18 protein-coding genes, 1 tRNA gene and 1 riboswitch are annotated in these 20,482 nt (G+C 67.8%); of the genes, 8 read left to right on the top strand and 11 right to left on the bottom strand.

Translation table 11 applies throughout. The features are described 5' to 3' along the window. Positions 1 to 3 precede the first annotated feature (3 nt). From A5789_RS08495 to A5789_RS08500, 3 genes are all read left to right on the top strand, one after another. A complete protein-coding gene (locus tag A5789_RS08495; RefSeq protein WP_063015243.1) occupies positions 4 to 618 on the top strand; it encodes a TetR/AcrR family transcriptional regulator in 615 nt (204 codons plus the stop codon). A gap of 84 nt (positions 619 to 702) precedes the next feature. Continuing rightward, on the top strand, positions 703 to 840 hold the full coding sequence (locus A5789_RS37260; protein WP_167355071.1) for a hypothetical protein: 138 nt from the start codon (positions 703 to 705) through the stop codon (positions 838 to 840). An 86-nt stretch (positions 841 to 926) separates the two neighbouring features. Beyond that, positions 927 to 999 (top strand) — tRNA-Glu (locus A5789_RS08500). A gap of 79 nt (positions 1,000 to 1,078) precedes the next feature. Here A5789_RS08500 and A5789_RS08505 read toward each other — a convergent pair. From A5789_RS08505 to thiD, 3 genes are all read right to left on the bottom strand, one after another. Beyond that, positions 1,079 to 3,016 carry a glycosyltransferase family 39 protein gene (locus A5789_RS08505; RefSeq protein ID WP_064903797.1) on the bottom strand — a complete coding sequence of 646 codons (1,938 nt, stop codon included), beginning with the start codon at positions 3,014 to 3,016 and terminating at the stop codon, positions 1,079 to 1,081. Between the two features lie 17 nt (positions 3,017 to 3,033). Then, the gene (locus tag A5789_RS08510; RefSeq protein ID WP_227463073.1) at positions 3,034 to 4,320 is read right to left on the bottom strand and encodes a bifunctional glycosyltransferase family 2/GtrA family protein; all 1,287 of its coding nucleotides are present in this window, start codon (positions 4,318 to 4,320) and stop codon (positions 3,034 to 3,036) included. A gap of 112 nt (positions 4,321 to 4,432) precedes the next feature. Continuing rightward, positions 4,433 to 5,278 (bottom strand): bifunctional hydroxymethylpyrimidine kinase/phosphomethylpyrimidine kinase, encoded by an 846-nt coding sequence (gene thiD, locus A5789_RS08515; RefSeq protein ID WP_064903778.1) that lies wholly within the window; start codon positions 5,276 to 5,278, stop codon positions 4,433 to 4,435. Between the two features lie 147 nt (positions 5,279 to 5,425). Between thiD and A5789_RS37265 the strand changes: the two genes are divergently transcribed. Next, positions 5,426 to 5,563 (top strand): hypothetical protein, encoded by a 138-nt coding sequence (locus A5789_RS37265; RefSeq protein WP_169812419.1) that lies wholly within the window; start codon positions 5,426 to 5,428, stop codon positions 5,561 to 5,563. A 45-nt stretch (positions 5,564 to 5,608) separates the two neighbouring features. On the opposite strand, the gene A5789_RS08520 is transcribed toward A5789_RS37265, so the two are convergent. Next, complete coding sequence (locus tag A5789_RS08520; protein WP_064902983.1) at positions 5,609 to 6,742, bottom strand: epoxide hydrolase family protein; 1,134 nt, start codon at positions 6,740 to 6,742, stop codon at positions 5,609 to 5,611. Between the two features lie 86 nt (positions 6,743 to 6,828). Here A5789_RS08520 and A5789_RS08525 point away from each other — a divergent pair, with 86 nt between their 5' ends. Continuing rightward, on the top strand, positions 6,829 to 7,476 hold the full coding sequence (locus A5789_RS08525) for a TetR/AcrR family transcriptional regulator (RefSeq protein ID WP_064902981.1): 648 nt from the start codon (positions 6,829 to 6,831) through the stop codon (positions 7,474 to 7,476). A gap of 9 nt (positions 7,477 to 7,485) precedes the next feature. Here A5789_RS08525 and A5789_RS08530 read toward each other — a convergent pair whose 3' ends face one another. Continuing rightward, a complete protein-coding gene (locus tag A5789_RS08530) occupies positions 7,486 to 8,973 on the bottom strand; it encodes an FAD-dependent monooxygenase (protein WP_082940555.1) in 1,488 nt (495 codons plus the stop codon). A gap of 88 nt (positions 8,974 to 9,061) precedes the next feature. Between A5789_RS08530 and A5789_RS08535 the strand changes: the two genes are divergently transcribed. Further along, positions 9,062 to 9,700 carry a TetR/AcrR family transcriptional regulator C-terminal domain-containing protein gene (locus A5789_RS08535; RefSeq protein WP_064902977.1) on the top strand — a complete coding sequence of 213 codons (639 nt, stop codon included), beginning with the start codon at positions 9,062 to 9,064 and terminating at the stop codon, positions 9,698 to 9,700. Between the two features lie 112 nt (positions 9,701 to 9,812). Here the strand turns inward: A5789_RS08535 and thiC are convergent, their stop codons facing one another. The 5 genes from thiC to A5789_RS08560 form a co-directional block, all read right to left on the bottom strand. After that, on the bottom strand, positions 9,813 to 11,444 hold the full coding sequence (gene thiC, locus A5789_RS08540; RefSeq protein WP_030516597.1) for a phosphomethylpyrimidine synthase ThiC: 1,632 nt from the start codon (positions 11,442 to 11,444) through the stop codon (positions 9,813 to 9,815). Then, positions 11,441 to 11,568: riboswitch (TPP riboswitch) on the bottom strand. Its footprint overlaps the gene before it by 4 nt. Before the next feature lie 93 nt (positions 11,569 to 11,661). Next, positions 11,662 to 13,455: a long-chain fatty acid--CoA ligase gene (locus A5789_RS08545; protein ID WP_064902975.1), complete on the bottom strand. Its 1,794-nt coding sequence runs from the start codon at positions 13,453 to 13,455 to the stop codon at positions 11,662 to 11,664. Positions 13,456 to 13,601: 146 nt separating this feature from the next. Continuing rightward, positions 13,602 to 14,783 carry a fumarylacetoacetate hydrolase family protein gene (locus tag A5789_RS08550; protein WP_227463081.1) on the bottom strand — a complete coding sequence of 394 codons (1,182 nt, stop codon included), beginning with the start codon at positions 14,781 to 14,783 and terminating at the stop codon, positions 13,602 to 13,604. Further along, positions 14,780 to 15,988, bottom strand: coding sequence for a homogentisate 1,2-dioxygenase (locus A5789_RS08555; RefSeq protein WP_063015236.1), 1,209 nt, complete (start codon positions 15,986 to 15,988; stop codon positions 14,780 to 14,782). The genes A5789_RS08550 and A5789_RS08555 overlap by 4 nt, the downstream gene beginning before the upstream one ends. Before the next feature lie 124 nt (positions 15,989 to 16,112). Next, positions 16,113 to 16,739 (bottom strand): TetR/AcrR family transcriptional regulator, encoded by a 627-nt coding sequence (locus A5789_RS08560; RefSeq protein ID WP_030516593.1) that lies wholly within the window; start codon positions 16,737 to 16,739, stop codon positions 16,113 to 16,115. A gap of 301 nt (positions 16,740 to 17,040) precedes the next feature. On the opposite strand from A5789_RS08560, the gene A5789_RS08565 reads away from it, so the two are divergent. Next, entirely contained in the window at positions 17,041 to 18,867 is a 1,827-nt protein-coding gene (locus tag A5789_RS08565; protein ID WP_064902973.1) for an acyl-CoA dehydrogenase, read from the top strand. Positions 18,868 to 18,978: 111 nt separating this feature from the next. Next, entirely contained in the window at positions 18,979 to 19,617 is a 639-nt protein-coding gene (locus A5789_RS08570) for a hypothetical protein (protein ID WP_063015234.1), read from the top strand. On the opposite strand, the gene A5789_RS08575 is transcribed toward A5789_RS08570, so the two are convergent. Continuing rightward, on the bottom strand, positions 19,598 to 20,464 hold the full coding sequence (locus tag A5789_RS08575) for an exodeoxyribonuclease III (protein WP_063015233.1): 867 nt from the start codon (positions 20,462 to 20,464) through the stop codon (positions 19,598 to 19,600). The genes A5789_RS08570 and A5789_RS08575 overlap by 20 nt on opposite strands. Positions 20,465 to 20,482 lie beyond the last annotated feature (18 nt).

Here is a 20,482-nt window from a genome sequence, read left to right on the forward strand (position 1 = left end):
ATCATGACCGCATCGCACGAACCCAAGCAGGACCGCAGCCGGGCCACCCGTCAGCGATTGCTCGAGGCGACCATCGACTGTCTGGCCGAAATGGGCTGGGCGGCGGCCACTGTCGCGGTGGTCGCCGAACGGGCCGGGGTCTCGCGCGGGGCGGCCCAACATCATTTCCCCACCCGGGAGGATTTGATCACCGCCGCCCTCGAGTACATGTTCGACACCCGGATGGCGCAGTCCAAGGCCGAGGCGGCGGTCGTGACCGAGGTGGCGCAGGGCGTCGGCCGCACCGAGGCCGTGGTGGCGCAGCTGGTCGAGTCCTATACGACTCCGCTGTTCAAGGCGGCGCTGCAGGTGTGGACCCACGCCGCGGCGGATCCGGTGTTGCGCGAACGCATCGTGCCCCTGGAGGCCCACTTCGGCCGCATCTCGCATCGCCTGGCCGTCGAGGCCCTCGGCGTCGACGATTCCGACCCGGTCGCCCACCACCTCGTGCAGGCCACCCTCGACATGGCACGCGGCCTCGGCTTGGCCGACGTTCTGACCGACGACTCGGTCCGGCGCAAACAGATCGTGCATCAATGGGCGGCGACCCTGCACATGGGGTTGCACACCCCGCACTGACCCATGCCCGCCGGTGGGAACAGCGCCGCGCCACGCTACCGTAGCCGGACAAATTCATCGGATATCGAGCGAGGGGAATCGATCATGGATTCGGGTTCTGCGGCAGCTCTGGAAGGTATTCGGCAGGGATATCTCAACGGCGACCCGGTGGCGACCGCGCTGTTCATCCCGTTGTTCTTCATCGCCGGAATCTTCGGGCTCATCCAGGGCAAGCCGTTCTGAGATCGACGGTATGTGAACACCGGATTTGGTGCCGCCGCCCGGGACCGATAAGCTGACCGGGCTCCGGTTCCCGGAGCGAAGTTCTCGGCCCCGTCGTCTAGCGGCCTAGGACGCCGCCCTCTCAAGGCGGTAGCGCGGGTTCAAATCCCGTCGGGGCTACAACAACGCAATGCCCGCCCTCTTTCGAGGGCGGGCATTGTCGTTTCCGGGAGCACATGTCGTTCGCGGGTCGGCTCGCTCATCGCGGCGCCGTCAGGTCGTAGATCGTCACCCCGTCCACGTTCTGTGCGGTGAAATGGTGCCGCACCCAGGCGGTGATCCGCGCCGCCGTCGAATCCGCCGCATCGTCGCCCGGCCCGCGATCAGCACCGTCGACGAAGTAGTGGATATCCAGCGCCGCCACGTGGTCGCGGAACTGGTTCAGGGTCGGGGCGGGATCGCTGCCGTTGAACCCGCCGATCGCCATGACCGGCAGTTCGGTGGCGAGCTGGTATCCGGCCGCCCGGTTCGAGCTCACCGTGGCCGCGACCCATTCGTAGGCCTCGCCGTCGCGGTCCAGCAGGGCGGTCAACTTCTCGCTCGGTGTGCTGACCTGCATCGCGTTGCCGCCGGGGTTGTCGCGTCCCCGGGGGCCCGCGGCGGGACCGCCCGCCCGGCCACCATGCGTACCCGGTCCGAAACCCTCGGCGCCGGAGTTCTGCCCCCACGGCATCCGCGTACCCGCACGAACGTGCATCGGCATCCGGGGCCCGGCACTGGGAATCGGCCCGGTATGCGCGGTCGCGAGGGTGTCGACGGTATAGGCGAGCGGACCCGCGGCGCCGACCAGGCCCGCGGCGATCGCCAGCGCGGCAGCGATCCGCCGCGGCGCAGGCGACAGCAGCGCGACGGTGACCGCGATCCCGCCGACCAGCACCAGCCATCGCAGCCACGGTACGAATTCGATGTTGCGCGACAACAACATCCACGCGGTGGCGGTCGTCGTCGCCATCGTCACCGCGGCGACCGCTCGGACCCACGGCCGTTCCCGGCGCCGCCACAGCAGCGTCGTCCCCGCACCGACGAGTGCCGCGATCGCCGGGGCCAGCGCCACCGTGTAGTACTGGTGGAAGATGCCCCGCATGAAGCTGAACACCAGGGCGGTCACGAGCAGCCAGCCGCCCCACATCACGAGCGCGGCGCGCTGATGGTCGGTGCGGGATGCTCTGCCGCGCAGAACGATCGCCGCGACGAGCAGGATCAGCGCGGCCGGAAGCAGCCAGGCGATCTGACCGCCCTGGGCGGGCTGGAACAGCCGGGTCATCCCGCTCTCGCCCCAGAATCCGCCGCCGTGTGAGCCGAGGCTGCCGACCTCGTCGCCGTCGAGCCGGCCCAGGCCGTTGTATCCGAAGGTCAGCTCCAGCACCGAATTGTGTTGGGAACCACCGAAATACGGTCGGGAATCGGCCGGCCACAGCTCGGCGAGCAGAATCCACCAGCCGGCGGCGGCGACCATGGCCGCCGCCGCGGCGCCCAGATGCGCGATCCGCTTGCCCAGACGTGGCGGGCCGGCGATCAGGTAGGTGATCGCGAGGGCGGGGACCACCAGCAGCACCTGCAATTGCTTTGCCAGGAAGCCGAATCCGATGATGGCGCCGCACAGCACCAGCCATCGCAGCCGCCCGTCCTCGAGCCCGCGCGTCATGGCCCAGCATGCCGCCACCATCAGCAGGACCAGCAGCGCATCCGGATTGTCGAACCGGAACATCAGCGCCGCCACCGGTGTCACGGCGAGCGCCGCGCCCGCGAGCAGACCGGCCACCGGCCCGAAAGGCCGGCGCACCGTCGCCCACAGCAGCGCGACCGCGCCCACGCCCATCAGCACCTGCGGCGCCAGCAGGCTCCAACTGGACAGCCCGAACGCCCGCACCGCCAGATCCATCGGCCACAGGGCGGCCGGGGTCTTGTCCACGGTGATCGCGTTCGCGGCATCCGAGGAACCGAAGAGGAACGCCTTCCACGACACCGAACCCGCTTGTGCCGCAGCCGCATAGAAGGAATTCGCCCACCCGTTGGCACTCAGGTTGCACAGGTAGGCGACGGCTGTCGTGAGCAGGAGCGCGGTCAGCGCCGGCCGCTCCCACCGTGGCCGGTCCGTAGCCGGCGACGGCGGGGCGGCCGACGCGTCCGGGGACATCGGCCGGATGAGGGTGGTCACCGCGGTTCCGTCGGGGCCTGTGCCGTCGGGATGTCCTCGACCGCGATGTCCTCGACGGCGATGTCCTCGACGGCGCTGCCGGCGACCGCGTTGCGGAAAACCCAGCGCAGTCCCACGAATCGGGTCAGCGTCGCCACCAGGTTCGCGACCACCAGTACCAGCAGTTCCACGTGCACGGACGCGTCCGGCGCCCACCGGTGCAGGGCGAACAGCGAACCACTGGTCAGCACCCAGGCGAAGGTGAAGATCAGCAGGCCCTGGAAGTGATGGGAGACCGCATTGCCCGAGCCGCGCACGCCGAAGGTGAAGGCGCGGTTCGCCGCGGTGTTGGCGACCGCGGTGATCAGCAGGGCGGCGAAGTTCGCGGGCTGGGCGCCCACCACGGCCTGCAACATCACGTACAGGAGCATGTAGGCCAGGGTGGAGAGCACACCGATGATGCCGAAGCGCACCAGCTGCCCGACCATGCCCAGCGGCACCCCGTCCACCAGCGGTTCCCGCCCGATGGCGGCGCGCAGCTCGTTGATCGGCAGCGCGCCGGTGGCCAGGCCGCGGCCCACCCGCCACACGCCGAGCAGATCCTTGCGGGCGGTGTCGACGATGTCCACGCGGCTGTCCGGATCGTCGATCCAGTCCACCGGCACCTCGTGGATGCGCAGCCCGGCGCGTTCGGCGATCACCAGCAGTTCGGTGTCGAAGAACCATTCCCCGTCCTCGACCAGCGGCAGGATCCGGCGCGCCACATCGGTGCGCATCGCCTTGAATCCGCACTGGGCGTCGGAGAACCGGGCCTGCAGCGAGGCTCGCAGAATCAGGTTGTAGCAGCGGGAGATGATCTCACGTTTGGGGCCGCGCACCACCCGCGAGGATTTCGCCAGCCGGGTGCCGATCGCCAGATCGGAATGTCCGGAGACCAGCGGGGCCACCAGCGGCAGCAGGGCGTTGAGGTCGGTGGACAGGTCGACGTCCATATATGCGACGACCTGTGCCTTCGAGGCCTCCCACACCGCACGCAGCGCGCGCCCGCGGCCCTTGCGGTCGAGGTGGACGACCTCGACCTCGGGCAGCTCCTCGGCGAGTGCGCGCGCCACGGCGAGCGTGGAATCGGTGGAGGCATTGTCCGCCACCGTGATTCGGGTCGAGAACGGAAATCCGTCACGCAGGAAAGCGTGCAGCCGGCGGACACATCCGGCGAGATCGCGCTCCTCGTTGTACACCGGGATCACGACCTCAAGCACCGGTGTGCGCGTCGAGTCGGGGGTGGTGGCCGCCTGGAACGCCATCGCTGTCTCGGTCATGATCCCAATCTCGGGGATCAGCCTTGGGCAGCGCTGCGTCCGACCTGTGAGCTTCCTGGGAGCGCGCCGGTTCGTCCGGCCTGGTCGTGGAGCGAATTCAGTTCTCGCGCAGCCGCCACAGCGGCGACACCGGACCGTGGCCGGCGCCGAGGTCGTAGGCGTCCTTCAGGCAGCGCGTGGTCCACTCCTTGGCGAAGGCCACCGCCTCCGGTACCCGGTAGCCGTGTGCCAGGGCGCAGGCGGAGGCGGCGGCCAGGGTGTCGCCGCCGCCGTGATCGTTACCGGTCGTGATGCGGGGCGCGGTGAGCTCGTGGAAGCGCTCGCCGTCGAACAGCAGATCGGTGCTGAATTCGGAGGAGCGCAGGTGGCCGCCCTTGACGACGGCCCAGCGCGGGCCGAGTGCGATCAGCTCCTCGGCGGCCTTGCGGGCGGTGCGATCGTCGGTGACGGCGATGCCGGTGAGCAGCCGCACCTCGTCCAGATTCGGGGTCACCAGCGTGGCGCGCGGAATGAGAACCGAGCGCAGTGCGTCCAGGGCTTCCGCATGCAGCAGTGGGTCGCCGTGCATCGAGGCCGCCACCGGATCGACCACCAGCGGCACGGTGCCGTCGCGTCCGATGCCGACCTCGTCGCAGACCTGCGCCACCGCCTCGATGATGGCGGTCGAGGCCAGCATGCCCGTCTTGGCGGCCGCGACCCCGATATCGCCCGTCACCACCCGCACCTGATCGGCGACGGTCTGCGGTGGGATCTCGTGGAAGCCGCTGACCCCCACCGAGTTCTGCACCGTCACCGCGGCCACCGCCACGCAGGCGTGCACCCCCAGCAGCGCCATGGTCCGCGAATCGGCCTGAATTCCGGCCCCGCCCCCGGAGTCGGTTCCGGCGATCGTCAGCACCCGGACCGGCGTAGCACCCGGTTCCGGCAACGGCAGCAGTTTCACGAGACAGACCCTACGACGCGCCGGCACGCGGCCGCAGCGTGGTCATCCACGCGGCCGTGCTGATGGCGCATTACGCCGATGCGAGAGTCCGGGCGCGTACGGTCGAGCCAACAGGATCATTCGGATCCTGCCAAACGAAGGACCCTCATGTCCGATAAATCTCCGCGCAGCACCATGTCCAAGAAGTCCGGCAAGTCGCTGAAGGAGAAGCGAGCGGAGAAGAAGGCCAAGGGCGTCACCTCATCGGGTGTCGAGACGACGGTCGCGGGGAAGAAGCAGCGGTAGGGCGCCCCGGCTGAGCAGTCGTACCGACTGCTCAGCCGCGGGGATTCACCGGACCCGGGCGAAGAACGTCCGGATGTCGCCGACCAGCACCTCCGGTGCCTCGTGCGCGGCGTAGTGTCCGGCCGCGTCGTTGGGTCCGCCGGTCACCGATCCCACGTCGTAGGAATTCCAGCTCACGATGTTCTTGTGGTCGCGCTCGGCGAAGCGGCGGATCGAGCGGAAATCGCCGGCGAACATGGCCAGCGCGGTCGGGGTGGTGGTCGGCCCGTCCGGATGCGCGGTGGCGTGGGCGTTCTCGTAGTAGAACCGGATCGAGGAGGCCGCGGTGCCGGTGAGCCAGTACAGCGCGATATTGCCGATCACGAATTCCGGATCGAGGCTTTCACCGAAAAGCTGTGCGTTCCAGCCCAAGAGCCCCAGCGGGGAGTCGCTGAGCGCGTAGGCCAGTGTCTGCGGTTGCTGGCTGCACAGGATGTTGAACGCCATCTTGTTGTCATGGAACCACTGCAGGTGCGCCAGCGCCCCCAGGTCCTGTTCGGACAAGCCCTCGAATTCCGCCGGATCGCCGGAGGGGAAGGAGAACAACTGTGTCACGTGGACCCCCACCACGCGATCACCGGCCAGCCGGCCGATCTCCGGGGAGATCATCGACCCGCCGTCGTTGCCGATCGCGCCGAAGCGCTGGTAGCCGAGCCGATCCATCAGCTCCACCCAGGCCCGGGCGGTGCGCTGGGTGTCCCAGCCGGTGCTGCGGGTCGGGCCGGAGAAGCCGAAACCCGGCAGCGACGGCACGACCACGTGGAAGGCCGGATGGTCGGGGGATTCCGGTTCGGTGAGCGCCTCGATCACGTCCAGGTACTCCAGTACCGAACCGGGCCAGCCGTGGGTGAGGATCACCGGCAGGGCATCCGGCCGCGACGAGCGGACATGCAGGAAGTGGATGTCCTCGCCGTCGATCTCCGCGCGGAACTGGGGATAGGCGTTCAGCCGGGCTTCCGTTGCGCGCCAGTCGAATTCGTTCAGCCAGTACTCGGCGAGCGCGCGCACCCGATCGCCCGGCACACCGTAGGCGTCACCGACACCGGGCAGTTCGTTCGGCCACAGCGCCCGGCGCAGCCGATCGGCGAGGTCGTCGAGGCGGTCCTGCGGGATGTCGATGTGGAACGGGCGGATGGTCATGATCGTCTCCCTCTGGAACGGAATGTTTCGTTCTGTTCAGACCGTATCAGAACGGATCATTCCGTTTCAAGTGCTACGCTGCGATCATGCCGAAATCAGCCGACCCCCCAGCTCACCAGGCGCTTCCCGGCCGCAAGGCGCAGGCCGCGCGCAACGACGGGATCATCCTCGACGCCGCCCGCGCGGTCTTCCTCGCCGATGCGACCGCGCCGATCTCGGCCGTCGCCGAACGGGCCGGGGTGGGGATCAGCGCGCTGTATCGCCGCTATCCGAGTAAGGAGGCGCTGCTGCGCACGCTCTGCTACCAGGGGCTGTGCCGCTACAACGCCGAGGGCGAGGCCGCGCTGGAGTTGCCGGCGGATGCGGACGTGCTGGCGGAATTCCTGCGCCGGGTGGTCGACGCCGATGTGCATTCGCTGACCGTGCGACTGGCCGGCACCTTCACGCCGGACGAATCCTTCGCCCCTCAGGTGCGGCGCTCGGCGGAATTGAACGAGGAGATACTGCGCCGGGCAACGGTTTCCGGCGGCGTGCGCGACGGGGTGACGGTCGCCGACCTGAGCCTGGTGCTGGAGGCGTGCGCGGCGATCGTCCTCCCCGATCCCACCCGGACCACGCAACTGCGTCATCGCATGCTCGCCCTGCTGCTCGACGGTCTGCGCACCCCGGGCGAACTCCCTGGCCCCGCACCGCAACCCGACGATTTCACCGCGCGCTGGCAGCCCCGGAAGTAGCTGTCGAATTCACCGCAGTGCGGTATTCGCGCCGACCCAGGTGGTGAGCGCCGCGTTCAACCCCTCGGTGCTGGAATCGACTGCGGCCCAGGCGATATAGCCGTCCGGGCGGATGAGGGTATGCGTGGGTGCCGGAACGGGCCCGAGGCCCGGAACGGTCCATTCGGCGCCCCGATCCTGTGCGCACACGATGTCCACCCGATCCTTCCAGTCGCTGATATCGGGCACCTCGGCTGCGTTGCGCACCAACACGATCGGCCGCCCCGGGCGCAGCAGTTCATGGACGCGGGCGGGGCCGTCGGCAGTCACGATGTCGGAATCCGGAACACGCCGGCCGCACAGCGGATGGTGGTCATCGCAGTCGTAGCGGATGTCGAGCGCGGTGATCATGAGTCCGAGGCGATGACGGACCTCGTCGATCGCGAGGAGGTCGGACATGCTGTCGCGCAACGCGTCCACGTGTGCGCCAGGTCGTGACAGCGCCGTCTGGGCGCGTGTGTTCTGCAGTACCCGTGCGGCGATCGGCCGGCGTTCGGACTCGTAGGTGTCCAGCAGCGCGTCGGAGGCATTGCCGCGCAGGACGGCGGCCAGCTTCCAGCCCAGGTTGGCCGCATCCTGCAGACCCAGATTCTGGCCTTGGCCACCGGCCGGGAAATGGATGTGCGCGGCATCGCCGGCCAGGAACACCCGGCCGACGCGGTAGCGATCGGCCTGCCGGGCGGCATCGCCGTAGTGGGTGACCCACCGCGGGCTGTGCATACCGAAATCGGTGCCGGCGAGTTCGGTGAATGCGCCGCGAAATTCGTCGAAGGTCAACTCGCTGCCCCGCTCGCGCACCCGGTCGTGGCACTGGGCGATCAGCCGGTACCACCCTGGCTCGAACTGGATCACGGAATAGTCGCCGGTAGCGCCCCGGGCGCCGAAGAACAACTCGGCAGGGGGAGCGGCGAGTTCGACATCGGCGATCATTCCCGTCACCGTCGCGTCGGTACCGTCGAAGCCGATGCCCGCGAGCTTGCGCACCGCACTGCGCCCGCCGTCGCAGCCGACCAGGTAAGCGGCGCGGATCCGGCGGGGGTGGGCCCCGCCGACCTCGACCTCCACCCCGGAATCGTCCTGACGAAATCCCGTGACCGGCGAATCCCACTGAACGGGCGCGCCGGCCGCCGTCGCGTGACGGTCCAACTCGCGCTCGATCACCGACTGCAACACCGCGAGCGTGTACGGGAAGCGGGTGTGGAAGTCGCTGAAGTCGAGCGGAAGTCCGCCGAAATGCCCCCGCGGCAGAGTGCGTCCCTGACGCAGCAGCTCGTCGAGCAGGCCGCGCTGGTCGAGGATCTCCATGGTGCGCGCGTGAATACCTCCGGCCCGGGATTCGCCGGTGCGGGCCGGCAGCGCGTCCAGCAGTTCCACTTCGACCCCGGCCAGCCGCAATTCGTACGCCAGCATCAGGCCGGTAGGCCCGCCACCTGCGACGACCACCTCGGTTGTGTGCACGACCCGCTCCTTAACGTTGTTAAAGCCTTAACGTCGTTAAGGAGACCGGAACGTTGTTAAGCTGTCAAGCAATCGACTGGGAGGTGCGATGAAACTCGACGCCAACGTCATCGGCGCGGCCGCGCTGGAGCTGCTGGACGAGACCGGGCTCGACGGGCTGACCATGCGCAAGGTGGCGTCGGCGCTGAACGTGCAGGCGCCGGCGCTGTACTGGCATGTCAAGAACAAGCAGGAACTGCTCGATGTGATGGCGCGCGCGGTCTTCACCGCCGCGGTCGACCGCGTGGAGGGGCCGCGCCGGGGCGAGAGCTGGCAGGACTGGATCGCCGAACTGGCCGGGCGGCTGCGGCGTTCGATGCTGCGCCACCGCGATGGCGGCAGACTGCTCGCCGGTACCTACGTCAGCGACGAATCGATGTGGCGCACAATGGAATTGACGCTACGCACACTGGAGGACGCGGGCTTCTCCGCCGATCAGGCCGGGTGGGTCTTCCCGATCGTCCTGCATTACACGGTCGGCTTCGTGATCGAGGAGCAGGCGCGTACGGGCGCGGACTACGGTGCCGACAATCCCTACGCCCACCTCGACCGGGCGGTGGACCCCGATCGCTATCCGCGTACGGCCCACTTGGTCACCACGCTGTCCTCGATCGATCCGAACGACGAATTCGACCACGGCGTCCGCGTGATCCTCACCGGAATCCGGACGCTCGCGAACATCGAGTGATGAGTCGCGGGCGTGCGGCACATCTGCGGCGCCGACGCACGCCCTGGCGGCGAGCGGGCGTCGGCGCGCGCAGCGTAACGGCCGGACCGTTACGGCACAACAGCTTTCGCTGTCAGGACACGACCGGCAGATAGACCTTTCCACCGGCCTCGGCGAATTCGGCCGACTTCTCGGCCATACCGGCCTCGATCGCCTCCACGTCGGTGAGTCCCTGCTTCTCCGCGTACTCGCGCACATCGGCGGAGATCCGCATCGAGCAGAACTTCGGGCCGCACATCGAGCAGAAGTGAGCGGTCTTGGCGGGTTCGGCGGGCAGCGTTTCGTCGTGGTACTCCCGCGCGGTGTCGGGGTCCAGCGAGAGCGCGAACTGGTCGTGCCAGCGGAATTCGAAGCGCGCCTTGGACAATGCGTCGTCGCGTTCCTGCGCCCGCGGATGCCCCTTGGCGAGATCGGCGGAATGCGCGGCGATCTTGTAGGTGATCACGCCGGTCTTCACATCGTCGCGGTTGGGCAGCCCCAGATGTTCCTTCGGGGTGACGTAGCAGAGCATCGCGGTGCCGGCCTGGGCGATGATCGCCGCGCCGATCGCCGAGGTGATGTGGTCGTAGGCCGGTGCGATGTCGGTGGCGAGCGGGCCCAGGGTGTAGAACGGCGCCTCCTCGCACAGCTCCTCCTCGAGCCGCACGTTCTCCACGATCTTGTGCATCGGGACGTGGCCCGGGCCCTCGATCATCACCTGCACGCCATGGGATTTCGCGATCTTGGTCAGCTCGCCGAGGGTGCGCAGTTCGGCGAACTGCGCCTCGTCGTTGGCATCCGCGATGGAACCGGGCCGCAGTCCGTCGCCGAGCGAGAAGGTGATGTCGTATTTCGCGAGGATCTCGCACAGCTCCGCGAAGTTCGTGTACAGGAACGATTCCTGGTGGTGGGCCAGACACCACGCCGCCATGATCGAACCGCCGCGCGAGACGATGCCGGTGACGCGCTTGGCGGTCAGCGGTACGTACCGCAGCAGCACCCCGGCGTGCACGGTCATGTAGTCCACGCCCTGCTCGGCCTGCTCGATCACGGTGTCGCGATAGATTTCCCAGGTCAGCTCGGTCGGATCGCCGTTCACCTTCTCCAGCGCCTGATAGATCGGCACGGTGCCGACCGGTACCGGCGAATTCCGCAGGATCCACTCGCGGGTCTCGTGGATGTTCTTACCGGTGGACAGGTCCATGATGGTATCGGCGCCCCAGCGGGTGGCCCACACCATCTTCTCCACCTCTTCGGCGATCGAGGAGGTGACCGCGGAGTTGCCGATGTTGGCGTTGATCTTCACCGCGAACTTCTTGCCGATGATCATCGGCTCGCATTCGGGATGGTTGTGGTTGGCGGGGATCACGGCCCGGCCGGCGGCCACCTCGTCGCGAACCAATTCCGGCGAAACACCTTCGCGCGCAGCGATATACCGCATCTCGGCGGTGATCGCGCCGGCTCTGGCCCAGGCCAGCTGGGTGCGCGGGCCCGGCACGTCCGGTTCGGTCCAGCCGGCGCGGAGCTTCGGAAGTCCGGCCTCCAGGTCGATCGTCGCCGAATCGTCGGTGTACGGCCCGGAGGTGTCGTAGACGTCGAAGTGTTCGCCGTTGGTCAGGTTGATCCGGCGGACCGGGATGCGCAACGTCGTCCCGTCGGCGTCGATCTGCTCGTAGTGCTTTGCGCTGCCCGCAATGGGGCCGGTGGTGACATGGTTCGACGACATGTGAGCTCAATCCTCCCTACGCCGGCATTACCCGGTCAGGTTCGTACGGTCGACGGCCCTCGATCCGCCCGAATGGGCTAGCCGTCCTCTCAGCCCGCTGGTGCGAGCCCCCGTTGGCACGATGTGGTACCCGGCCGAGGGTACCGCGCGACCGTGGGGCGCGTCACTGCCCCCGCGATCGGCCCCTGAATCGGACTCGGTAGTCGAACCGGCCCTGCTACGTCGAATACAGTGCCTCGATTTCGTCGGCGAAGTCGCGTAGGACCACGTTGCGCTTGAGTTTGAGGGACGGGGTGAGATAGCCGTTGGCCTCGGTGAATTCGGTGCGCAGCAGCCTGAACTTCCGGACCGCCTCGGCTCGGGATACGGCCGCGTTGCCGTCGTCGACGGCGGCCTGGATCGCGCTCAGCAGCTCCGGGTCGGAATCGAGGTCTTCGAGGGTGGCCTCGGAGGGTTTGCCGTGCAGCTGCTTCCAGATCGGGAAGTGCTCGCTGTCGACGGTGACCAGACAGGTGACGAAAGGTTTGGCGTCGCCGACGACCACGACTTCGCCGACGATGGCGTGGGCTCGAATGCGGTCTTCGATCACCGCCGGGGCGACGTTCTTGCCGCCGGCCGTCACGATGAGTTCTTTCTTGCGGCCGGTGATGGCCAGGTAGCCCTCGTCGTCGAGTGAGCCGATGTCGCCGGTGGCGAACCAGTCGTCGCGGAAGGTGTTCGCGGTGGCCACGGGGTTGTTCCAGTAGCCGGGGAACATCTGGGGACCTCGCAGCAGGATCTCGCCGTCTTCATCTATGCGAACCGTCGTGCCCGGCACCGGCTGGCCGACGGTTCCGATCTTCGGCCGGTCGTCCGGGTTGAAGGTGGCGATTCCGGAGGTTTCGGTGAGCCCGTAACCCTCCAGCACCGTGAAGCCGACGCCGCGGAAGAAGTGCCCCAGGCGTTCGCCGAGTGGAGCACCGCCGGAGAGGGCGTGCGTGGCCCGGCCACCGAGCGCGGCTCGCAGCTTGCGATACACCAAACGGTCGAACAGCTGATGGCGTAATCGCAGCCCCAGCGGGACGTGGTCGGCATCCAAGGCGCGGCTGTAGGCGATCGCCGTATCCGCGGCGATGTCGAAGATCCGGCCCCGATGCGTCAACTGCGCCTGCGTGCGCGCCGTGTTGAAGACCTTCTCGAACACCCGCGGTACGCCGAGAATCAGCGTCGGCCGGAAGGTGCCCAGCTCGTCGGTGACGTTCTTGACGTCGCCGACATGACCGATCTTGATCGGCACGAGCGCGGCGGCCACCTCGACGATCCGCCCGAACACATGGGCCAGCGGCAGAAACAGCAGGACCGACGACTCGCCCGTGCGGAACAGTTGCGGCAGGCGGGCGGTCGCGTTGCTCAGTTCGCCGAGGAAGTTGCCGTGGGTGATCCGGCATCCCTTGGGCCGGCCGGTGGTGCCGGAGGTGTAGACGATGGTCGCGAGAGAGTCCCCGGCGATCGCGGAGCGCCGTTCGTCCAGCGCGGCGTCGGTGACATCGGCGCCGGTTCGCACGAGGGTGGCGACGGCGTCCGCCTCGATCTCCCAGATGTGCGCGAGATCGGGCACCTGTTCCTGCACCTTGCCCACGACGGCCGTGTGCGCGGCGGTTTCCGTGATCACCGCGACGGCTCCGGAATCGGAGAGTATCCATTGCACCTGTTCGGCGGAGGACGTCTCGTACACCGGAACGGTGACGGCCGCGGCGCACCAGATGGCGAAATCGAGCAGTGTCCACTCGTACCGGGTGCGGGACATGATCGCCACCCGATCGCCCGGCTCGATACCACTGGCGATCAGGCCCTTGGCCGCCGCTCGCACCTCGGCGAGGAATTCGACCGCGGTCAGATCCTCCCATCGGGAGTCGCGTTTTCGAGCGATGACCGCGACGTCGGGATACTTTTCGGCGTTGCGGTGAACAAGGTCGCCGAGGGTGGCGCCGGGGGGAACTTCCTGTAGGGCCGGCAGGCTGTATTCGCGCATAGCTGCTCCTCGTAAGCCACGCTGCCGATGGTGTTCACCGCACCGAACGGTTGGGGAAGACGCGCTCCGTGCTGTGACGTCTCTCACATTGTAGTCGCGCTGCACAATTATCGGTTGTGTCTGCCAGGAGGGTGACACCCCGCCGATCAGCGGCGAGAGGGCAGGATCCGGCCGCTGACCTCACCCAACGCCATAGGTGAGCCGCCGGGGCCAGGGGCCGTCGCGGTCAGCAGGACCGTATCCCCGTCGGCGAGGAAGGTCCGCTCGGAGCCGCCGACGTCGACGGGTTCGGCGCCGTTGCCGGAGAGTTCGATGAACGATCCGCTCTGATCCCGGCGGGGACCCGAGATGGTGCCGGAGGCGAACAGGTCGCCGGGCCGGGTGCCGGCGCCGTTGGCCGTCAGATGGGCCAGCATCTGCGCCCCCGACCAGTACATCGCCCGATACGGCGGCGCACTCACCGGGACGCCGTTCCAGTGCACGCGCACGTCGATGTCGAATCCCCAATCCTGTTGTCCCCGTAGATAGGGAAGCGGTTCCGGGGTTTGTTCCGGCAGCGCGATCCGGGCGGATTCCAGCGCGGCGAGCGGCGTGATCCACGCCGCCAGCGAGGTGGCGAACGATTTGCCGAGGAACGGGCCGAGCGGCTGTCCCTCCCAGGCCTGTATGTCGCGGGCCGACCAGTCGTTGACCAGCGCCACGCCGAAAACATGATCGGGGAACGCGTCCACCGCGATCGATGTCCCGAGCTCGGAACCGGCGCCGACGACGAAGCCGAGTTCCGCCTCGATGTCCAGCCGTGCGGACGGCGCGAATTCCGTTGCGCCCGAGCTGGTCCGGCGCTGTCCGCAGGGCCGGATCACCGGGGTGCCCGAGACCACCACGCTGCCCGCGCGCCCGTGATAACCCACCGGCAGGTGTCGCCAATTCGGCAGCAGCGGTTCGCCGCCGGGACGCAGGAACCGCCCGAGCCGGGTGGCGTGGTCGATACTCGCGTAGAAGTCCACATAGTCGCCGATCGCGATCGGGAGCTTCGATCGCACCGACGCGAGCGGATGGATCACCGCCGCGGGCAGTGGCCCGCGCACCGCCTCCCGCAGCCGTTCGCGCACCGTGTGCCAACGCCGTGGCCCCTGGGCCAGGAAAGCGTTCAGATCGGGTCGCGCGAACGTCGAATCATCCAGCAACACAGAAAGATCCACGACATCCGAGCCGATCCGGGCGCCGACTCGGAAATCGCCGCCGGGCGGCGCGAACACCCCGTAGGGCAGGTTGTCCGGCCCGAACGGGGCATCGTCGGACACCTCCAGCCGGACCGTGGCGTTCACGCCCGCTCCGAACTCGGCCCGCGGCCCGACCAGGTCCACGCGTAATCCGGGTCCTCGCAGGCCAGGGCGCCCTCGCCGAGCCCCAGCGGGCGGAAGGTGTCGACCATCACCGCCAGCTCGTCGAAATAGTCCACGCCGATACTGCGCTCGTAGGCGCCCGGCTGCGGACCGTGCGCATATCCGCCCGGATGCACCGAGACCGATCCCGGTCCGATACCGGAACCGCGCCGCGCCTCGTAGTTTCCGCCGCAGTAGAACAGGATCTCGTCGGAGTCGACGTTGGAGTGGTAGTAGGGCACCGGAATCGACAGCGGGTGGTAGTCGACCTTGCGGGGTACGAAATCGCAGATCACGAAGTTCGTCCCCGCGAAGGCCTGGTGCACCGGTGGCGGCTGATGAATCCGGCCGGTGATCGGCTCGAAATCGGCGATATCGAAGGTGTACGGGTACAGGCAGCCGTCCCAGCCCACCACGTCGAACGGATGATGGGCGTACACCATTCGGGTGCCGAGTATTTCGGCGCCGGGCCGATGTTTCACCAGAACCTCGACCTCGGTGCCGGACTCCTGGAGCGGCTCGGCGGGACCGTGCAGATCCCGCTCGCAGTACGGCGAATTCTCCAGGAACTGGCCGCTTGCGGACAGATACCGCTTCGGTGCGGTGATATGTCCGGTCGCCTCGATGATGTAGCCGCGCAGCGGTTCCGGGCCCTGCGGCCGCCAGCGATGCGTGGTCGCCCGCGGCAGCAGCACGTGATCGCCGGCGTGCACCGGCAGCCGCCCGAAAACGGTATCCACCACGCCCGATCCGGATTCGACGTAGACCAGCTCGTCACCGATCGCGTTGCGGTACAAGGGGGATTCGCGCAGCGCCGCCACATAGGAGATGCGCACGTCGTCGTTGCCGAGGATCAGGCGGCGGCCCGTCACGACGTCGGTCTGCGCGAGTACGGACTCGGGGAACAGTTCGTGCAGCCGCAGGTGCCGGTGCCGCAGCGGATGGTTCGGCACGGTCCGGGGATTCGGCGGCCGCCAGACCGAGGAGTCGACGATCGCCGGCGGCAGGCCGCGGTGATACAGCAGCGACGAGTCGCCGGAGAAGCCTTCCTCGCCCATCAGCTCCTCGTAGAGCAGCTGCCCCCGTTCGTCACGATGCTGGGTGTGCCGCTTCGCCGGTAGGAATCCCAGTTGCCGATAGAACGCCATACCGCTCTCCCGCCGGGTCGCTGGTCGAATGGACGCCGATTTCCATTTTAGCTAGACCGATTGCCGGAGAGTGCGAACTTCGGCCGGCAGAAATACCAGTCGAGCGGCGGTTTCGCGACAGCTCTCAGGCCGAGCGCAGCGCCCGGTAGACCGCCGCGCCCACGAAGGCGCCCAGATCCTGCGGGGTCCACTTGTCGCCCTCGGTCACCAGCGTTCGCACCGCGCCCTCACCGGCCGAAACCCACAACTCGACCAGTGCGGGCAGTTTGCGTTCCGCGTCGACGGTTCCCCACGCCTCCAGCGTGGGCCGCAACCGGCGGGTGCAGCGCTCGACCGCGAAGCTGCGCCCACGTCCGAACGAACTCGCCACCGCCGGATCGGGATTGCCGTGCAGCAGTTTCCAGGTGTCGGGGCGTTTGGAGACCGTCTCCAGCAGGGCGCGGAACCCCTCGACGAAGACCTCTTCGTCGGCCTCCACCCGGCGCGGCGGCAGGGCGTCCATGATGCCGGCCAGCAGCAGCCCCTCCTCACGCTGGATGAGGGCGTTGATGAGTTCGACGCGATCGGCGAAGCAGGCGTAGACCACCGGCCGGGTCACGGTCAGGCGTTCGGCCACGGCGGCGATGGTGACGGCCGCGATCCCCTCGTCCGCCGCGATGCGCAGCGCCGCATCCAGAACCTGCGGGCGGCGGCGTTCGGGGCCGAGATGCTGGGCCCGTTGACGCGGTCGTACCGCGGATTCCGAAGCCATGGCGAACAAGATAGCAGTGGTAGAGGGCGGTTATGCCGGTCGCATCGCACCGGCGGAGGGCAGCCGCGCGGGCGGGTCTCCGCCGATCGGGGATGCCGATCGAGATATCGAATGCGAGCACATTCCGAGCAAATTGCCGCGAGGCGGGGCGCGATTGGGAAAAGTGAATCGCGGATGGACTGGTCCGCCCGCATAAGTTACCCCGAATTCTCTAGTCTCGGCCGGTTACGGTTGCGTAAGTGAACGCGGGTACGGCAACCTCCGACGGAGAACAATCGACGATGGCGAGGAGGCCCTGAGCGTGTCGCACTACAAGGCGAACCTTCGGGATATCGAGTTCAACTTGTTCGAGGTGTTGGGAATCGGTGCGCTGCTGGAGGCCGGCGCGTACGGCGATCTGGATACCGAAACCGCACGCGGAATGCTCACCGAGGTGCAGCGGTTGGCGGAGGGGCCGGTAGCCGAGTCGTTCGTCGACGCCGATCGCAATCCGATCTCGTTCGACGCGGCCGAGCACGAGGTCATAGTGCCGGACCCGCTGCGCAAGACGGTCGCGGCGGTCAACGAGGCCGGCTGGTCCGGACTGGGTATGCCCGAGGACATGGGCGGTGTCGACGCCCCGTCGCCGCTGATCTGGGCCATCCAGGAAATGCTTGTGGCGGCGAACAATTCGGCCAGCTTCTTCAATATGGGCCCGCTCATGCACCAGGTGCTGTACCGCGAGGGCACCGAGGAACAGCGGCGGTGGGCCGAGCACGCCTGGGAAAACCGCTGGGGCGGAACGATGGTCCTCACCGAACCCGACGCCGGATCCGATGTCGGCATGGGCCGCACCAAGGCCGTTTCGCAGCCCGACGGGACCTGGCACATCGAAGGGGTGAAGCGCTTCATCTCCGGTGGTGACGTCGGCGACACCGCCGACAACATCTTCCACCTCACCCTGGCGCGGCCCGAGGGCGCCGGCCCGGGTACCAAGGGCCTGTCGCTGTTCGTGGTGCCGAAGTACCTGTTCGATTCGCAGACAATGGAATTGGGCGAGCGCAACGGCGTGCTGGTGACCAACCTCGAACACAAGATGGGCATCAAGTCCTCGCCGACCTGTGAGCTGACCTACGGTGGCGACAAGCCCGCGATCGGTTACCTGGTCGGCGACGTGCACAACGGCATCGCCCAGATGTTCAAGGTCATCGAGAACGCTCGCATGATGGTCGGCGTGCTGTCGGCGGGAACCCTGTCCACCGGATACCTGAACGCGCTGGAGTACGCGAAGTCTCGCGTGCAGGGCGCCGATCTGACCCAGATGGCCGACAAGACCGCTCCGCGCGTCACCATCACCCACCACCCGGACGTCCGGCGCAGCCTGGCGCTGCAGAAGTCCTATGCCGAGGGCCTGCGGGCGCTGTATCTGTATTGCGCGTCGTATCAGAACGACGATGTGGCACAGGCGAATTTCGGCGCCGACCCCGATACCGCGGCGCGGGTCAACGACCTGCTGCTGCCGATCGTCAAGGGCGTCGCCTCGGAACGGGCGTACGAAACCCTCACCGAGTCGCTGCAGACCTTCGGTGGCTCGGGATATCTGCAGGACTACCCGATCGAGCAGTACATCCGCGACGTGAAGATCGACTCGCTGTACGAGGGTACGACCGCGATCCAGGCGCAGGACTTCTTCTTCCGCAAGATCGTTCGCGACAAGGGCGTGGCGCTCGCCCATGTCGCCGGACTGGTGCAGCAGTTCGTCGAGAGCGAGCCCGACACCCTGAAGGCGGAGAAGACGCTGCTGGGCGCCGCGCTCGCGGATGTGCAGGCGATGGCGACCGCGCTCACCGGCTATCTGGTGGCCGCGGCGCAGACGCCGGAGGAGATCTACAAGGTCGGACTCGGTTCCGTGCGCTTCCTGCACGCCGTGGGCGATCTCGTCATCGGCTGGCGGCTGCTGGCCCAGGCGCAGGTCGCGCAGGCCGCGCTGGCGGGACAGCCGGCGGAGAAGGATCGGCTGTTCTACGCCGGAAAGGTCGGCGTCGCATCGTGGTTCGCCAAGAACCAGCTACCGCTGCTGAGTGGTGTGCGGGCCGTGGTGGAAAACCTCGATACCGACATCATGCAGCTGGAGGAGGGCGCCTTCTAGGCTCGAAGCCCACACCGCGCACACGGCCGGCCGGGAAATCCCGGCCGGCCGTGGCGTATTCGTGTCCGACTCGCCCGCGTGCGGTACCCGAATGCGGGTACAACTGTCGGCATGGTGTTCCCGATGGCCTTCGGCTGGATCCAGGCATTGCTGGCGGTGCTCTTCGTCGTCGCGATCGCGATGCTGGTCACGGCCGTCCTGCGCGCCCGGAAGGCGGGCTGGCGCAGCCATATCGGGCGCGGCGCGAGTGGGCTGGTGGTGCTGCTGGTGGCGGTCGTCCTGCTGTGGGCGGTGACCCTGCTGCAGACCTACCTCGGGCTGACCGGTGAGGTGAAGGCCGCGCACGTCGTCGCGAAAAGCGTTGCGGGCAAAGACCATACCCTCGATATCGAGCTCACCCTCTACGGCGACGGCCATCACGACGAGACGCATCAGACCTATCGGATCGAGGGTGATCTGTGGGTGCTACAGGCCGATATCGTGGAATTGGAGCCGTGGGTCAACGCGCTCGGATTCCATTCCGGCTACAAGGTGACCCGGCTCTACGGTCAGCGGCTCGACGGTGCCGCGGTGAGTCAGCACCAGACCATGCTCAATGGCGGCGACGGAGACTTCTTCACCGATATGCGCGAGCACAGCTGGTACACCGAACCGTTCATCCGCTCGGCCTACGGCAACGCGGTGATCGCGATGCCCGGCAGTTACGACGTCTACATCTCCCACGACGCCATCAAGACCCGGCAGAGCTGACCTCCGGTCCCGGCCGCTCCGAAAGCGCCGGAGAGTCCGAGAATTCGACCACCACGGGCGCATGATCGCTGGCGCCCTTACCCTTTCGTTCCTCGCGATCGACCCCGGCATCGACGGCGCGGGCGCTCAGCGCGGGTGAGGCGAGGACGAAATCGATGCGCATGCCCTCCTTGCGCGGAAAGCGCAGCTGGGTGTAGTCCCAGTAGGTGTAGACACCTGGACCGGGGGCGAACGGGCGCATCACATCGGTGAATCCCGCCGCCACGACGGCGTCGAACGCGGCTCGCTCCGGCGCCGAGGTGTGCGTCTTGTGCGCGAAGAATTCCGGCGACCACACGTCGTCGTCGGTGGGTGCGATATTCCAGTCGCCGCACAGCGCGATCTGCGCCGACGGGTCGGCCCCCAACCAGGCCGCGCCGGAATCACGCAGGGCCGCAAGCCATTCCAGCTTGTAGGTGTAGTGCGGATCGGTCAGTGTGCGCCCGTTGGGTACGTACAAACTCCACACCCGGACGCCACCGCAGGTGGCGCCGATCGCCCGTGCCTCCACCACCGGCGCGCTGATCAGCGAGGCCCCGGCGTCCTTGTCGAATCCGGGCTGGCCGGGGAAGGTGACCTCGACCTCGTCGATGCCCACCCGGGAGGCGATCGCCACCCCGTTCCACTGACTGAAGCCGGTGTGCACGACCTCGTAGCCGGCCTCTTCGAACCGCTCGGCCGGGAACTGGTCGTCGCGGCATTTGGTTTCCTGGATGGCCAGCACATCGATATCGGCGCGGTCCAGCCACGACACGACCCGATCCACTCGGGATCGAATCGAATTCACATTCCAGGTGGCCAACCGCATGAAACGAGGTTAGTCGGC

Origin of the sequence: Nocardia sp. 852002-51101_SCH5132738, from assembly GCF_001665695.1 — a bacterium.
In the GTDB taxonomy this organism is placed as follows: domain Bacteria; phylum Actinomycetota; class Actinomycetes; order Mycobacteriales; family Mycobacteriaceae; genus Nocardia; species Nocardia nova.

Coding starts and splice junctions, on each gene's coding strand:
- A5789_RS37260 (WP_167355071.1), top strand. CDS start 703: ATGGATTCGGGTTCTGCGGCAGCTCTGGAAGGTATTCGGCAGGGATAT.
- A5789_RS37265 (WP_169812419.1), top strand. CDS start 5,426: ATGTCCGATAAATCTCCGCGCAGCACCATGTCCAAGAAGTCCGGCAAG.
- A5789_RS08575 (WP_063015233.1), bottom strand. CDS start 20,464: ATGCGGTTGGCCACCTGGAATGTGAATTCGATTCGATCCCGAGTGGAT.
- A5789_RS08520 (WP_064902983.1), bottom strand. CDS start 6,742: ATGACCATCCGCCCGTTCCACATCGACATCCCGCAGGACCGCCTCGAC.
- thiC (WP_030516597.1), bottom strand. CDS start 11,444: ATGTCGTCGAACCATGTCACCACCGGCCCCATTGCGGGCAGCGCAAAG.
- A5789_RS08545 (WP_064902975.1), bottom strand. CDS start 13,455: ATGCGCGAATACAGCCTGCCGGCCCTACAGGAAGTTCCCCCCGGCGCC.
- A5789_RS08535 (WP_064902977.1), top strand. CDS start 9,062: ATGAAACTCGACGCCAACGTCATCGGCGCGGCCGCGCTGGAGCTGCTG.
- A5789_RS08495 (WP_063015243.1), top strand. CDS start 4: ATGACCGCATCGCACGAACCCAAGCAGGACCGCAGCCGGGCCACCCGT.
- A5789_RS08505 (WP_064903797.1), bottom strand. CDS start 3,016: ATGTCCCCGGACGCGTCGGCCGCCCCGCCGTCGCCGGCTACGGACCGG.
- A5789_RS08555 (WP_063015236.1), bottom strand. CDS start 15,988: ATGGCGTTCTATCGGCAACTGGGATTCCTACCGGCGAAGCGGCACACC.
- A5789_RS08510 (WP_227463073.1), bottom strand. CDS start 4,320: ATGGCGTTCCAGGCGGCCACCACCCCCGACTCGACGCGCACACCGGTG.
- A5789_RS08525 (WP_064902981.1), top strand. CDS start 6,829: ATGCCGAAATCAGCCGACCCCCCAGCTCACCAGGCGCTTCCCGGCCGC.
- A5789_RS08570 (WP_063015234.1), top strand. CDS start 18,979: ATGGTGTTCCCGATGGCCTTCGGCTGGATCCAGGCATTGCTGGCGGTG.
- A5789_RS08560 (WP_030516593.1), bottom strand. CDS start 16,739: ATGGCTTCGGAATCCGCGGTACGACCGCGTCAACGGGCCCAGCATCTC.